11 protein-coding genes and 1 pseudogene are annotated in these 14,412 nt (G+C 73.5%); 7 read left to right on the top strand and 5 right to left on the bottom strand.

Annotated elements, in window-relative coordinates; translation table 11 throughout:
* Positions 1 to 108: 108 nt before the first annotated feature.
* The 3 genes from ACWEOZ_RS21560 (at position 109) to ACWEOZ_RS21550 (ending at position 4,682) form a co-directional block, all read left to right on the top strand.
* The gene (locus ACWEOZ_RS21560; protein ID WP_451912458.1) at positions 109 to 864 is read left to right on the top strand and encodes an IclR family transcriptional regulator; all 756 of its coding nucleotides are present in this window, start codon (positions 109 to 111) and stop codon (positions 862 to 864) included.
* Between the two features lie 15 nt (positions 865 to 879).
* Positions 880 to 2,373: a glycerol kinase GlpK gene (glpK, locus tag ACWEOZ_RS21555; protein ID WP_451912457.1), complete on the top strand. Its 1,494-nt coding sequence runs from the start codon at positions 880 to 882 to the stop codon at positions 2,371 to 2,373.
* 92 nt (positions 2,374 to 2,465) lie between these two features.
* Positions 2,466 to 4,682, top strand: a complete 2,217-nt coding sequence (locus ACWEOZ_RS21550; protein ID WP_451912456.1) for a LuxR C-terminal-related transcriptional regulator — start codon at positions 2,466 to 2,468, stop codon at positions 4,680 to 4,682.
* A gap of 31 nt (positions 4,683 to 4,713) precedes the next feature.
* Here the strand turns inward: ACWEOZ_RS21550 and ACWEOZ_RS21545 are convergent, their stop codons facing one another.
* Positions 4,714 to 5,832 carry a glycerophosphodiester phosphodiesterase gene (locus ACWEOZ_RS21545; RefSeq protein ID WP_451912455.1) on the bottom strand — a complete coding sequence of 373 codons (1,119 nt, stop codon included), beginning with the start codon at positions 5,830 to 5,832 and terminating at the stop codon, positions 4,714 to 4,716.
* A 293-nt stretch (positions 5,833 to 6,125) separates the two neighbouring features.
* Here ACWEOZ_RS21545 and ACWEOZ_RS21540 point away from each other — a divergent pair, with 293 nt between their 5' ends.
* On the top strand, positions 6,126 to 6,863 hold the full coding sequence (locus ACWEOZ_RS21540) for a hypothetical protein (RefSeq protein WP_451912454.1): 738 nt from the start codon (positions 6,126 to 6,128) through the stop codon (positions 6,861 to 6,863).
* Positions 6,864 to 7,004: 141 nt separating this feature from the next.
* Here the strand turns inward: ACWEOZ_RS21540 and ACWEOZ_RS21535 are convergent, their stop codons facing one another.
* Entirely contained in the window at positions 7,005 to 9,941 is a 2,937-nt protein-coding gene (locus ACWEOZ_RS21535) for a glycine--tRNA ligase (protein WP_451912453.1), read from the bottom strand.
* Positions 9,942 to 9,985: 44 nt separating this feature from the next.
* On the opposite strand from ACWEOZ_RS21535, the gene ACWEOZ_RS21530 reads away from it, so the two are divergent.
* Positions 9,986 to 11,137, top strand: coding sequence for an acyl-CoA dehydrogenase family protein (locus ACWEOZ_RS21530; protein WP_451912452.1), 1,152 nt, complete (start codon positions 9,986 to 9,988; stop codon positions 11,135 to 11,137).
* On the opposite strand, the gene ACWEOZ_RS21525 is transcribed toward ACWEOZ_RS21530, so the two are convergent.
* Genes ACWEOZ_RS21525 through ACWEOZ_RS21515 form a run of 3 tightly spaced genes read right to left on the bottom strand, consistent with a single transcriptional unit; the run spans position 11,134 to position 13,215 of the window.
* Positions 11,134 to 11,952 carry a hypothetical protein gene (locus tag ACWEOZ_RS21525; protein ID WP_451912451.1) on the bottom strand — a complete coding sequence of 273 codons (819 nt, stop codon included), beginning with the start codon at positions 11,950 to 11,952 and terminating at the stop codon, positions 11,134 to 11,136. The two genes, ACWEOZ_RS21530 and ACWEOZ_RS21525, sit on opposite strands and share 4 nt — an antisense overlap.
* Positions 11,949 to 12,827, bottom strand: a complete 879-nt coding sequence (locus ACWEOZ_RS21520; RefSeq protein ID WP_451912450.1) for an ABC transporter ATP-binding protein — start codon at positions 12,825 to 12,827, stop codon at positions 11,949 to 11,951. Before ACWEOZ_RS21520 ends, ACWEOZ_RS21525 begins: the two co-directional genes overlap by 4 nt.
* Entirely contained in the window at positions 12,817 to 13,215 is a 399-nt protein-coding gene (locus ACWEOZ_RS21515) for a GntR family transcriptional regulator (RefSeq protein ID WP_451912449.1), read from the bottom strand. Before ACWEOZ_RS21515 ends, ACWEOZ_RS21520 begins: the two co-directional genes overlap by 11 nt.
* Before the next feature lie 61 nt (positions 13,216 to 13,276).
* On the opposite strand from ACWEOZ_RS21515, the pseudogene ACWEOZ_RS21510 reads away from it, so the two are divergent.
* Both ACWEOZ_RS21510 and ACWEOZ_RS21505 read left to right on the top strand, forming a co-directional pair.
* Positions 13,277 to 13,713, top strand: a pseudogene (locus tag ACWEOZ_RS21510) (GNAT family N-acetyltransferase).
* Positions 13,653 to 14,312 carry an SAM-dependent methyltransferase gene (locus ACWEOZ_RS21505; RefSeq protein WP_451912529.1) on the top strand — a complete coding sequence of 220 codons (660 nt, stop codon included), beginning with the start codon at positions 13,653 to 13,655 and terminating at the stop codon, positions 14,310 to 14,312. Before ACWEOZ_RS21510 ends, ACWEOZ_RS21505 begins: the two are co-directional and overlap by 61 nt.
* Positions 14,313 to 14,412 lie beyond the last annotated feature (100 nt).

The raw sequence follows: 14,412 nt of genomic DNA, 5'->3' as shown, positions 1-14,412 counted from the left end.
GTGCTCAAACGCTAGGGAGGGGCATCGGGGGCGGGCAATGAACGCCGTTCGGCATTGTCGAACGTCGGACGTGACCACGCGGTAACGGATTGGCATAGCATCCGAAACATGCCGGGGACGGTGCAGTCCATCGAACGAGCAGCCGCGATCCTGCGGATGCTCGCCGGTGGCACGGGCCGCCTCGGTCTCGGCGAGATCGCCCGGTCCCTCGATCTGGCCAAGGGCACCACCCACGGCATCCTGCGCACCCTGCAGGTCGTCGGCTTCGTCGAACAGGACAAGGCGTCCGGGCACTACCAGCTCGGCGCCGCCCTGCTGCACCTGGGCACCAGCTATCTCGACATCAACGAACTGCGATCCCGCTCGATCAACTGGGCCGACCCGCTCGCCGCGCGCAGCGGGGAGGCCGTCCGGATCGGCACGGTCCTGGAGGGACGCGTGCTGGTGGTGCACCACGTCTTCCGGCCCGACGACACGTTCCAGACCCTGGACATCGGCACGCTGCTGCCGCTGCACGCCACCGCCCTGGGCAAGGTGCTGCTCGCGTACCGATCCGCCGGGGCGCCCGGGGAGCTCGAGCAGTTCACCCGGCGCACGGTGGTGGCCCCGCGCGAGCTGGCCCTCGCCCTCGACGAGGTGCGGGCGGCCGGCTGGGCGGCCGAGATCGAGGAGCTGACCCTCGGCCAGGCGGCGATCGCCGCGCCGATCCGGGGGTACGGCGGCCTGGTGGTCGGCGCGATCGGCATCTCGGGGCTCGTCGAACGGATCTGCGACACCAGGTACCGGCCGCACCCGCGACTGGTCGGTTACGTCAGGGACGCCGCCCGCGCGGTCTCCCGGGACCTCGGAGCCGCCCGGCACTGATTTCAGGGAGAGACCATGACCGAGCGCTACGTCATCGCGATCGACCAGGGCACCACGTCGACGCGGTGCATCGTCTTCGACCGGCGCGGCCAGCTCGTCTCCCTGGCCCAGCAGGAGCACAAGCAGTACTTCCCGCGGCCCGGCTGGGTCGAGCACGACGCGGCGGAGATCTGGCGCAACGTGGAACGGCTGGCCCCGCTCGCGCTGAGCCGGGCCGGGATCAGCACCGACCAGGTCGCCGCGGTCGGCATCGCCAACCAGCGGGAGACCACGGTGCTCTGGGACCGGCGCACCGGGGTGCCGATCGGGCGGGCCGTCGTGTGGCAGGACACCCGTACCGACACCCTGGTCAACACCCTGCTGGGCGAGCCCGGCGCGGACGAGGTGCAGCACCGCAGCGGGCTGCCGCTGGCCACCTACTTCTCCGGCCCGCGCCTGAACTGGATCCTGAACCACACCCCCGGCCTGCGGGAACGCGCCGAACGCGGGGAGGTGCTGTTCGGCACGATGGAGACCTGGCTGATCTGGAACCTGACCGGCGGGCTGCACGTCACCGACGTGACCAACGCCAGCCGGACCATGCTGCTCGACGTGCGCACCCTGCAATGGTCCGAGCAGGCGTGCGAGTTCTTCGGCGTGCCGCGGGCCATGCTGCCCGAGGTGCGCCCGTCGGTCGGGGTGTTCGGCACGGCCACCGCGGCGTTCCCCGGCGTACGGATCGGCGCGGCGCTGGGCGACCAGCAGGCGGCGCTGTTCGGGCAGACCTGCTTCACCCCGGGTGAGGCCAAGTGCACGTACGGCACCGGCAGCTTCCTGCTGCTCAACACCGGTACGGAGCTCGTCCGCTCGACGCACGGGCTGCTCAGCACGGTCGCGTACCAGCTCGCCGGCGAGCCCGCCCAGTACGCCCTGGAAGGCTCGATCGCGATCACCGGCTCGCTGGTGCAGTGGTTCCGCGACCAGCTCGAACTGATCGCCACCGCGCCGGAGATCGAGACGCTGGCCCGGACGGTCGACGACAACGGCGGTTGTTACATCGTCCCGGCCTTCTCCGGCCTGTACGCCCCGCACTGGCGCAGCGAGGCCCGCGGGGTGATCGTGGGGCTGACCTCGTACATCACCAAGGGGCACCTGGCCCGGGCGGTGCTGGAGGCGACCGCCTGGCAGACCCGCGAGGTGGTCGACGCGATGAACGCCGACTCCGGCCTGGCCATGACCACGCTCAAGGTGGACGGTGGGATGACGGCCGACAATCTGCTCATGCAGTTCATCGCCGACGTTCTGGACGTGCCGGTGGTCCGGCCGCTGGCCAGCGAGACGGTGTCGCTGGGCGCCGCGTACGCGGCCGGCCTGGCTGTCGGGCACTGGCCGGATCTGGAGGACCTGCGGCGCAACTGGCACCGCGCGGCCCAGTGGATGCCGGCGATGGACCCGGCTGTCCGCGACCGCGAGTACGACAATTGGCGGCGGGCCGTCGAGCGCACCTTCGACTGGATCAAGCCGGCCTGATCGGCAACACTTTTGACACATCGATGAAATCAGCGGTCTTGCCCGTACGGGAGGACCGGCCGACACTGTGTCGCATGGTAATTGCACCAATAGTGCAAGAAGCCTTCCGGTACGGCCGGGACGCCGCGCGTGACGACGCGGCGCTCCGGGCCCTGCTCGCCGGCCTGGTCCCGGGCCTGCCGTCCGAGGTGGCCGCCGCGGTGCTGACCCTGGCCGGGGGTGACCCGGCCGTGCTGCACGAGGTCGCCGGGACCCTGACCCCCGAGCAGGTACGCGGCACCCGGCCACCACCCTGCACCCTGCCCGCCGCCGGTCCGCTCGGCCGCCGGTGCCGCACCGCCCTCGCCGTGCTGCCCGCGCGCACCCGCCACGCGCTGCTGCTCGCCGCCACGGACCCCGACCTGGCCCCCGGCGAACTGCTGGCCGCCGGCGCCGCGGACGCCCTGGCGGTCGCCGAGCGGGCCGGCCTGGTCTCGGTCACCTCCGGCGCCGTGCAGTTCACGCCCTCGGTGCTGCGCGCAGTCGTCTACTACGACGCCCCGCTGGCCGCGCGGCGCGCGGCGCACAGCCTGCTCGCCGAGGTGCTCGACCGGCGCGCCGAACGGCTGCGCGGTCTCGTGCACCGCGCCGCCGCGGCTGTGGGGGCCAACGAGGAGCTGTCCCGTGACCTGCTCGCGGCTGCCGCCGACGGTCCACCGCGGACGGCGTCGGCCGCGTACCGGTATGCCGCCGAACTGACCGCGGACCCGGACGCGGCCGCCGGAGCGATGGTCGCCGCCGCCCGGCAGGCGTGGCTGGCGGGGGAGCGGCACCAGGCCGGGCTGCTGCTGCGCCGGGTCAGCCGGCGCCCGCAGGCGCGGGCCCGGGCCGGCGGCCTGACCGGCGAGATGGAAGTCCGGGAGGGTGACCCGGCCATCGCCCGCGACCTGCTGCTCGACGCCGCCGCCGAGCTGGTGCCGGACGACGTCCCGGCCGCACTCGAAGCTCTGCTGCTCGCCGGGGAGGCGGTGCACCTGGCCGGGGAGCACGGTCGCTACCGCGCGGTCGCCCGGCGGGCCCTGGCTCTGCGACGCGGCGACGAACCGGCCCCGGTGGCGCTGGCCTTCCAGCAGGTTGCCGGGCTCGCCGACATGTACGCGGGCGAGCACGACACCGCGTTCGCCCGGCTGCGCGACGTGCTACGGCTCGCCTCCCGCGTCGAGGAGCCCGCGGCCCTGATCCGCGCCGCCGGGGCCGGGATCCTGGTCGGCGACGACTCCCGCGCCCGCGCGCTGGCCGGCCGGGCGATCACCCTGGCCCGCGACCGCGGTGAGGTCACCCTGGTGCCGCAGGCCCTGGAGATCACCGCGTACGCCGGGCTCGCCGAGGGGCACTACGAGGCCGCCACCACCGCCGCCACCGAGGGGGCCGTCCTGGCCCGGGCGACCGGCCAGCCGGCCCTGGTCCGCAGCCAGCTCGGCGTCCTCGCGGTCCTGGCCGCGCTGGTCGGCGACCGGGACAGCTGTGTGCTGCGGGTCCGCGAGGCCGGCGCGGGGGACACCGTGCAGGGCCCCGGTGAGGCGCGGGCGCTGTGCCAGTGGGCGCTCGCGCTGCTGGACCTGGTGGAGGGCCGGCCCCGCCGGACGGTCGAACGGCTGGGCGCCCTGGTCGTCGCGGCCTCGGCCCGGGGCAACCTGATCGTGCAGGTCGCGGCCACCCCGCACCTGGTCGAGGCGGTGTGGCGCTGCGACCCGCCCACCCGGACGTCCGGCTCCGACGCGCGGACGGCGGCGCTGGACCGGGTGTTCGAGCCGTTCGACCGGTGGACCGCCGGCACCGGACAGCCGGCCTGGCTGGCGCTGCGGTCGCGGTGCCGGGCGTTGCGCTCGGTGGACCCGCAGGCCGCCGAGGACCACTTCCGGGAGGCGCTGCGCCAGCACGACCGCGGCGACGCCGACTTCGCCCGGGCGCACACCGAGCTGCTGTTCGGCCGGGACCTGCGGCGTCGGCGGCGGCCCGGAGCCGCGCGCGAGCACCTGCGCAGCGCGGTCGAGACGTTCCGGCTGCTGCAGGCCGGGCCGTGGGCCGACCAGGCCGATGTGGAGCTGCGGGCGGCCGGGGCGCCCGTACCGCCGGATCCGGCCGGGGCCCGGGAGCTGACCGCTCAGCAGGAGCGGATCGCCCGGCTGGTGGCCGACGGGGCCACCAACCGGGAGATCGCCCAGCAGCTCTTCCTCAGCCCCCGCACGATCGACCACCACCTGCGGAACGTCTTCGCCCGGCTGGGGGTGCGCTCCCGCACCGAGCTCGTCCGCCGGCTGGCCGGCTGAGCCGGCCCTGACTGAGCCGGCCGCGGCCTGCTCAGGCGCGGGCGAGGGCCGCGGCGCGGGCCAGGACCCCGATGTCGGGCTGGTCGGTGAACAGGCCGTCCAGGCCGGTCCGCAGGAACGTGACCTGCTCGTCGATGGCCCGGCCATAGGCTGCCGGGTCGGTGCCGGTCCGGTGGTCGGCCGGCAGGAACTGGTTCTCGGCCCGGAACGTGTACGGGATGACCTTGAGCCCGGCCGCGTGCGCGTCGGTGACCAGGCTGGTCGGCGTACCCAGGGTGTCGTCGGCCTGGCGGGGGATCACCTGCGCCTTGTCCGGGCCGATGCCGTCGACGTAGCGGGACAGCTCCCGCAGGCCCGCCGGGGTGAGGTATTCGGCGTAGGTCTTCGGGTCGCCGAACGGCCGGCCGGACGCGCCGGTCAGGAACACCTGCGGCGCCCGCAGCCGGTACCGGGTGCGCAGCGTGGCCAGGTTCGTCGCCTCGAACGACTGCACGAACACCTTGGCGTCGGCCCGGTCCAGCCCGTTGCGGCGCAGCGCGCGCACCAGCGGGGCCTCCAGCTCCAGGCCCAGGCCCCGGAAGTAGGTCGGGTGCTTGGTCTCCGGGAAGACGCCGATCTCGCGGTCCAGCTCCCGGGAGAGCCGCTTGCGCAGGTCCAGCACCTCCTGGAAGGTCGGCACCTCGAACAGCCCGTTGTAGAGCGTGTTGTGCTGGCGCAGCTGCGGGATGCGCTCGACGGCCCGCAGGGTCTTGAGCTCGGCCAGGGTGAAGTCGTGGGTGAACCAGCCGGTCACCGACACGCCGTCGAGCAGCACCGTGCGCTTGCGGGCGGCGAACTCCGGCCGCGACGCGACGTCGGTGGTGCCGCCGATCTCCGGCTCGTGCCGGGCGACCAGGACCCGGTCCTTGGTGATGACCAGGTCGGGCTCGATGAAGTCGGCGCCCGTCCGGGCGGCCAGCTCGTACGAGGCCAGGGTGTGCTCCGGCCGGTAGCCCGACGCGCCCCGGTGGCCGACGACCAGCGGGCCCCGGCCGCCGCCGTGCCCGCCGAGCTCGACGGTGGCCAGGGCGGGCGTGGCCGCCGCCCCGAGCACGGCCGGTACGCCGGCGGCCAGCGCGCCGAAGCGCAGCACCTGTCGGCGATCTGCCACGGTTCCTCCACGGGATCCGCCGGCGACCGTCGCCGGGCCTCCCCGCAGCGAGTTCAGGCGATCACTCCGACCGGCAGGCGAAGTCGCCGTGGCGCCCGGGCAAACGCCTCGTGAGGAACCGCCGGTGCCGATCACTTCACGCGGCGGGGTGTACCGGGACGGGATACGGGGAACGTCGTGGTCGTCCGGATGGTCCGCTCCGCTGCCCCTTCGTCCCCTTGAGGTTCCGGCGAAGATCGGCTTAGGGTTGTGGTCCGAACGCTCACAGTGAAAAGCCTTCGTGGAGTGTCACCATGGGATTTCTCGAGCGTCGCGCCGACCAGCGTCGGCCGGCCGGGGAGGCCGTAACCAGGCCCGCCCGGCCCGAGGACCGGTACGGCAGCAAGACCGGCCCGCGTCCCGGCGGCTCCAACGAGCCGCTCTTCGAGCCGGCCCACGCGCGCCGGGCCAACGCCGATCCGGTCGGCCTGCCCACCTCACCACCCGCGCCCCCGGCAGCCACCGCGTCACCCGCACGGGTGGTTCCCGAGCCGGTCGCGGACCAGCCGGCCGCGCCCAGGCCCGTCGGGCGCACCGACCTGACTTTGCTGCTCGGCCGCACCGTGCTCGAGGCGCGCGTCCAGCAGATCTGCCAGGAGTACGGCCTCATCCCGCGTTCCGGCGCGGCGGTCGGCTCCGGGCTCTCCCGCTCGTACCTGTCCCGTGACGCCGGGGTGGAGCTCGCCGCCGACGCGCACGGCCTGGTCACCACGGTCTTCCTGCACTTCCACGGCGACGACGGGTTCACCTCGTACCAGGGTGAGATCCCGGGCGGGGCGGGCAGCGTCCCGCGGCGCACCCAGCTGTGGGCGGCCCTGGGCCACCCCGACGAGCAGGGTGACCCGTACCGGGACCGCTTCCTGGGCGACTACGGCCCGTGGGACCGCTGGATGCTGGCCGGCTTCGCGCTGCACGCCCAGTACGCGGTGGACGGTGAGCGCCTCGACCGGGTCACGCTCACCCTCCCGGACCGCCTGCCCCGCGCCGCCTGACCGGGCCGCCTTCCCCGGCCGCCTGACCGGGCCGCCTTCCCCGGCCGCCTGACCGGGCCGCCTTCCCCGGCCGCCTGACCGGGCCGCCTGACCGGGCCGCCCGTCGAGGCCGCCCGGCCGGGCCGGCTGAGCAGAGGCGGATCAGAGGCGCAGCTGGGGCCAGTCGAGCAGGCCGGCGCCCAGGTCGCGGACCGTGGCCAGCAGGCCCAGGCGGGCCGAGCGCAGCGCCGGGTCGTCCGCCATCACGAAGACGTCGTCGAAGAACGCGTGCACCGGCGTGGTGAGCGGTCCCGCGACCGTGGTGAAGCGGCTCAGGTCGGCGTCGGCGGGCAGCTCACGGCGTACCGCCTGGACGGTCTCGTGCAGCGTGACCTCGGCCGGCTCCTTGAGCACCGCAGGGTCGTACCGGGCCGGTGTGCCGTCCGGCACGATCCGGCGGGCCCGCTGGATCGCCTCGGCCAGGGCCAGGAACTGCGGGTCGGCGATGAGCCGGCCCAGCTGCGCGAGCAGCAGGTCGGCGAAGGACGGCCGGCCCGCGTGTGGCAGCACGGCCCGGACCCGGTCCACCGGGTGGCCCTCCTCGACCAGCACCTGCTCCAGGCGCTTGGCCAGGAACTCACCGGCGTCCGCGAGCACCGCGGCCGGCACCTCGACCGGCTGCAGCGCGCCTGCGGCGGCCAGCGCGGCGGTGAGGTCGATGCCGGCCAGCTCCGGGTGCGCGCGGTGCACGGCGAGCAGGCCGAGCACGGCCCGGCGGACGGCGAACGGGTCGCTGCTGCCGGTCGGCAGCCCGACCGTCGCGGCCAGGCCGGCCACCAGGTCCAGCCGGTCGGCCAGCGACAGCAGCGCCCCCGGCGCCGAGGCCGGCAGGTCGTCGCCCGCGCTGCGCGGCAGCTCGGCCTCGTAGACCGCCTGCGCGACCGCGGGGGTCTCGCCCGCGTTGAGCGCGTAGTCGCGGGCCATGACGCCGGCCAGGCTGGTCATCTCGGTGACCAGCTGCGAGCCGAGGTCGAACTTGACCAGCTGCGCGGCGCGGTCCAGGGTCGCCGATGGCGTCGGGGCCAGCGAGTCGGCCAGCTCGGCGATCCGGGCGGCCCGGTCGGCCATCGAGCCCAGCTTGTCGGTGAAGGTCAGCCGCTGCAGCTTGTCGCGCATCGCCGCGGGCGGGGTCTGCCGGTCGGCGCGGTAGAAGAACGCGGCGTCCTCGTACCGGGCGCGCAGCACGGCCTCGTTGCCCGCGCGGACCAGCTCGACGTCGACCGGGCCGTTGGCGACCGTGACGAACATCGGCAGCAGCGTGCCGTCGGCGTCGCGGACCGGCAGATAGCGCTGGTGCTTGCGCATCACCGTGGTGAGCACCGCGGCGGGCAGCTCCAGATACTTCTCGTCGAACGTGCCGAGCAGCGGCGTCGGCTGCTCCACCAGGTAGGTGATCTGGTCGATCAGCGCGCTCTCGCCCGCGACGTCGATCCGGCCGGTGTCCCAGACCAGGTCCTGCGCGCCGGTGACGATCAGTTCGCGGCGGTCCTCGGCGTCGGCGACGATCCCGTTGACCGCGAGCGTCTCCATGAACGTCTCAGCCGAGGCCACGCCGATCGCCGGCTGCGCGGCGGTGCGCAGGACCCGGGTCTCGCGCCCGGCCAGCAGCGCCGACACGGCGAGCGGGACGACCTCGTCGCCCCACAGCGCGACCAGCCAGCGGATCGGCCGGGTGAAGGCGAGCTGCGGGTCGTTCCAGCGCATGTTCTTCGCCGAGCGCAGGCTGCCGGCCACCTTCGCCAGCACGTCGGCGAGCACGGCGGGTGCCGCGCGACCGGCTTCGGGCCGGCGCACGACCAGATGCTGTACGCCGTTGACCTCGGCGGTCTCCAGCGACTCCACCGGCACACCCTGGGAGCGGGCGAAACCTTCGACGGCCTTCGCCGGCGCACCGGCCTTGGGGCCCTTGACCGTCCGGACGTGGTCCTGCTCGCGGGCGGCGACCTCGGTGACCACGGCGATCAGCCGTCGCGGCGTGGCGTGCACCCGGACGTCACCGTGGGCGAGCCGGGTGGCGCCGAGCCGTTCGGTGAGCTCGCGCTGCACGTGGGTGCGGGCGGCGCGGGCCTCGCTGGGCGGCATCTCCTCGGTGCCGACCTCGAAGACCAGCGTCCGCGGCGTGTCACCGGCCGGGGTGGCCTCGAACGCGGCGGCCGGGGGCAGCGGGCTGACCAGGCCGAGCGGATGACCGAGCTCGTCGCGGCGGGCCATCCACAGCCGGGCGACGTCACCGGCGAGGCGGCGCATCCGGGCGAACTCGGCGGCCCGGTCGGCGGTGGACACCGCGCCGCGGGAGTCGAGCACGTTGAACGCGTGCGAGCACTTGAGCACGTACGTGTGGGCCGGCACCGGCAGGCCCTCGTCGATCAGCCGCTGCGCCTCGGCCGCGTACAGCTCCAGCAGCTTGCGGTTGGTCGCCACGTCGGCGTCGTCGAGGTAGTAGCGGGACATCTCGTACTCGGCCTGGCCGAACACCTCGCCGTAGCTGACGCCCTCGGCGTACGCGATGTCCTTGAAATGGGTGACGCCCTGCAGCGCCATGATGATCCGCTCGATGCCGTAGGTGATCTCCACCGACGGCGGGTCCAGATTCACGCCGCCGGCCTGCTGGAAGTAGGTGAACTGGGTGATCTCCAGCCCGTCCAGCCAGACCTCCCAGCCCAGCCCCCAGGCGCCCAGCGCGGGGGAGGCCCAGTTGTCCTCGACGAACCGCACGTCGTGCGCGGCCACGTCGATGCCGAGCGCGGTGAGGCTGCCCAGGTAGAGCTCCTGCGGGTTGCCGGGGTCGGGCTTGAGGATCACCTGGAGCTGGGTGTGGGTCTGCAACCGGTTCGGGTTCTCGCCGTAGCGCGAGTCGTCGGGGCGCACGGACGGCTCGACGTAGACGACCCGCCACGGCTCCGGCCCGAGCACCCGCAGGAAGGTCGCGGGGTTCAGGGTCCCGGCGCCGACCTCGGTGTTCATCGGCTGCACGACCAGGCAACCCTGATCGGTCCAGTACGCGGTGAGGCGGGCGAGGGCGTCCTGCATGGTGAGCATGACCTCACAGTCTAGTGAGGCCGTCACCTGGGTATACGAACCCCATGTCGGAGCTGCTGGTAGGAGATCTGTACCGCTTCCAGGACCTGCTGAACGCCGAGGAGGCCGCCGTCGTCGAACGGGTCCGCGCGTTCCTGGCCGCCGAGGTCGTGCCGGTCGCCAACGACCACTGGGCCCGCGCCGAGTTCCCGTACCAGCTGATCAAGGGTTTCGCCGGGCTGGGCCTGGCCGGGCGCAAGCAGTCGAACCTGCTCTCCGGCTGGCTGGCGATGGAGATGGGCCACGCCGACGCCTCCATGGCGACGTTCTTCGGCGTGCACGCCGGGCTGGCGATGGGCAGCATCGAGACCTGCGGCTCGCCCGAACAGCGGGAACGCTGGCTGCCGGCGATGGCCGGCTTCGAGAAGATCGGGGCCTTCGCGCTGACCGAGCCGACCGGCGGCTCGGACGTGGCCGCGGGCCTGCGCACGACGGCCCGCCGCGACGGCGACCACTGGGTGCTCGACGGGCAGAAGCGCTGGATCGGCAACGCCACCTTCGCCGACCTGACCGTGGTCTGGGCCCGCGACGTCGCCGACAACCAGGTCAAGGGCTTCGTGGTCGGCAAGGACACCCCCGGCTTCACCGCGACGAAGATCGAGAACAAGATCGCCCTGCGGATCGTGCAGAACGCCGACATCACGTTCACCGAATGCGTGGTGCCCGAGGCGGATCGGCTGCAGAACGCCAACACCTTCAAGGACACCGCGAAGATCCTGCGGCAGACCCGGAGCGGGGTGGCCTGGCAGGCGGTCGGGGTCATGCTGGCGGCGTACGAGATCGCGCTGGCGTACGCCAAGGAGCGCGAGCAGTTCGGCCGCCCGATCGGTTCCTTCCAGCTGGTCCAGGACCTGCTGGTGCGCATGCTCGGCAACGTCACGTCGTCGCTGGGCCTGGTGGTGCGACTGACCCAGCTGCAGGACGCGGGCGAGTTCCGCGACGAGCACTCGGCGCTGGCCAAGGCGTACACGACGACCCGGATGCGTGAGGTGGTCGGCTGGGCCCGCGAGATCCTGGCCGGCAACGGCATCGTGCTGGACTACGACATCGGCCGTTTCGTGGCCGACGCCGAGGCGCTGTACTCCTACGAGGGCACCCGCGAGATCAACACGATGATCGTGGGTCGCGCGGTGACCGGCCTGAGCGCCTTCGTCTAGGAACGGGCTGTGGTGCCGGTGAGGATCCGTCGTCCGATCAGCACGGCGACCACGGTGCCGGCGGCGAGAGCGAGGGCCGCGAAGGTGGCGGTCTCGTTCTCGGTCTGCGTCCCGAGCAGCTGGGAGAGTGTCTCGGACCAGCACGTCAGCAGGTAGGCCAGCAGCCCGAGCAGCAGGCCGCCGAGCTGCGCGGCGACGAGCGCCACGGGCCATGCCACGACGGACACCACCAGGGTGCGCAGCGTGCGGCCGCCGGCCAGCCCGATGATGCCGGCCAGAGCGGTGACGAAGACCGTCTGCATCACCATGAAACCGATGCTGTTCTTGTGGACCTCCCGCAGCAGGCCGTAGCCGATGCCGTCCACGACCAGCGCGTACCGGGCGGCCGCCAGGCGGAAGGCGATCGCCACCGCGGCGGTGCAGAGCGCGCCGGCCGTCAGGGCCCAGAAGAGCTTGGCGGACAGCCAGCGCAACCGGGGCACCGACTGGGTGAGCACGAAGGCGTCGGTCGACTCGTCCCGTTCCCGGGCGAACAGCGGCACGCCCAGGATCAGCGCGATCAGCAGCGGCACGAAGGCGGCGATCAGCGCGACGGCCTGTCCCAGGTTCGTCGCCGCGCCCGGGGGCAGGCAGCTGACACCCTGCTCGCACAGGCCGGTGCGGTCCGGCGCGTAGTTCTCGATCACGATGCCGTGCGCGGCGACCTGCTGCCGGATGACCCCGGCACCGGCGAGGACGAACGCTGTGGAGACCGCGCTCAGGGCGGCCGCGACGATCAGGTACGGCCGCAGCAGACGCAGGGCGAGCCAGTTCATGAGGTGGGGACCTTTCGCGTCGGTGCTCTCAGGTAGCCGAGAAGCAGTTCCTCCAGCGTGGGCCGGTGCCAGGCCAGCCCGCCGGCCGGAGCGGACCCGGCCGGGCGGATCAGGGCGGTGGCGTCACGGCCCGCGGCGCGCACCTCGACGACCTCCGAGCTGTCGAACGCGCTGAGCTCGATGCCGGCACCGACCGCGACCAGATGGCCGGCCAGTGCCGCCTCCACCTCGGCGGCCAGGCGGACCCGGCCCTCGGCCAGCACCACCACGTGGTCGCAGACGCCGTCGATGTCGGCCACGACATGCGAGGACAGCACCACGGTCGTGCCCCGCTCGGCGACGTCGGCCATCAACGTCCCGGCGACCTCCGTGCGGGCGACCGGGTCGAGCGGGGCCAGCGGCTCGTCCAGCACCAGCAGGTCGGGCCGCTTGGCCAGCGCCATCACCAGCGCCAGGCGGCTGCGGTGCCCCGGCGCGAGGGCGCCCACGCGCGTCGTGGACGGCAGCGCCGCGTCGTCGGTGAGCCGCTGCGCGTACGCCGCGTCCCAGCGCGGGTTGAGCCGGCCGCCGAGGGCGAGGGTCTGCGCCACCGTCAGCATCGGATACAACGGTGCCTGCTGGGCCACGTACCCGATCCGGGGGAGTGAGCCGTCACCGGCGGGCCGGCCGAACACCCGCACCGCGCCGCCGTCCGGGCGCAGCAGCCCGGCGGCGGCGCGCAGCAGCGTGGTCTTACCGGCCCCGTTGCGTCCGACCAGCGCGGTGACCGCACCGGCCGGCACGGTGAACGAGCAGTCGTCCAGCGCCCGCCGCCGGCCGCAACTGTGGGTGACCCCGGCGACGTCCAGCGCCGGGAGTGTCCGGTCAACCGACACGGGTCGTCGCCGCTCCGGCCGCCACCTCGGCGACCAGCGCCTGCATGTCGCCGACATCCAGACCGGCCGCGCGGGCCCGGGCGACCCAGTCCGCCAGCTCACTGCGCAACGCCCCGAGATTGTCCGGCAGCGGCGCCAGGTCTTCCCGGACGAACGTGCCGGAGCCCTGCCGCGCCTCCACGAGCCCGGCCAGCTCCAGCTCCCGGTATGCCTTGAGCACGGTGTTGGGATTGATGCGGGCGCTCTCGGCGACCTCGCGAGCGGTGGGCAGCTGGTCGCCGGGCGCCAGCCGGCCCATCCGGATCGCCTGGCGCACCTGCTGCATGAGCTGGGCGTACACGGCGGTGCCGGTCCGGCGATCGATCCGGAAGATCACAGCGACAACCAATCCCATAGTCAACTAGTGGACTTCGGTTTTGTACGCTACCGCGTCCTGGCAAAATCCGTCTATGGACGTGCTCACCTCTGAGCGTCTCCGGCTGCGGGAGTGGCGGGAGGACGACGCCGATTTCGTGCTGGACATGTGCTCCCGGTGGGAGGTCCAGCGGTTCATCGGCGCGCAGCCCAGACTGCTGCGTGACCGCGCCGATGCCTGGTCGCCCTGTCGGACAGCGACGCGACGGAGATCGGCTGGTACTTCCACCCCGACGCCTGGGGCCACGGCTACGCCCGCGAGGCCGCGGCGGCGGTGCTGGCGTACGCCTTCAGCGCGGGACTGGATGCCGTTCACGCCGTCACCCATCCCGACAACGTCGCCTCCCACCGGCTCTGCCGGCGGCTAGGCATGACGCACTTGGGCCGCACGGACCGCTATTACGACATGACGTGCGAACTGTTCAGGGTGACGGGGGACCTCGCCCGGGCTTCGGGCACAATCTCGGCGTGACAGAAGCAGACACAGCCCGCCCACCCGCGGAGACCGTCTCCCAGGAGCACTTCATCGGCCTGTACCTGGCCAAGACCGATCCCTGGGACGTCGCCACGAGCTGGCACAACCGGCGCAAGTACGCGGTGACCATGGCCAGCCTGCCCCGCGAGCGGTACCGCAGCGCGTACGAGCCGGGCTGCTCGATCGGGCTGCTGACTCGGATGCTCGCGGAGCGGTGCGACGAGATCCTGGCGGTCGACTGCGTGGACGAGGCGGTGGCATCGGCCCGTGACGAGGTCCGCGACTTCCCCCACGTACGGGTGGAGAACGCCATGCTGCCGGCCGGCCTGCCGGACGCCACCTTCGACCTGATCGTGCTCGGCGACCTGCTCTACTACCTGTCCGCCGAGGACCTGGAGGCCACGCTCGACGGCCTGGTGCAGCGCCTGGAGCCGGACGGCGACCTGGTCTCGGTGCACTTCCGGGACCAGCAGACCGGCGGCAACCACGACGGCCTCAATGTGCACGCCGCGCTGGCGGCCCGGCCGGGTCTGGAACGCCGGATCCAGCACGAGGACGAATGGTTCCTGCTGGACGTGCTGCGCCGGGTCCGCTGACCCGGGCCGCGGCGAACAGGGCACATCCGCCGGCGGCGAGCACTGCGCAGAGCAGCAGCGCGGACCGGTAGCCGAGGGCCTGGGAGGTGGCGCCGGCCAG

Source organism: Actinoplanes sp. NPDC004185 (assembly GCF_053603475.1).
Note: the sequence above shows the minus strand (reverse complement) of the source record. Positions and strands in the feature narration are given on the sequence as shown.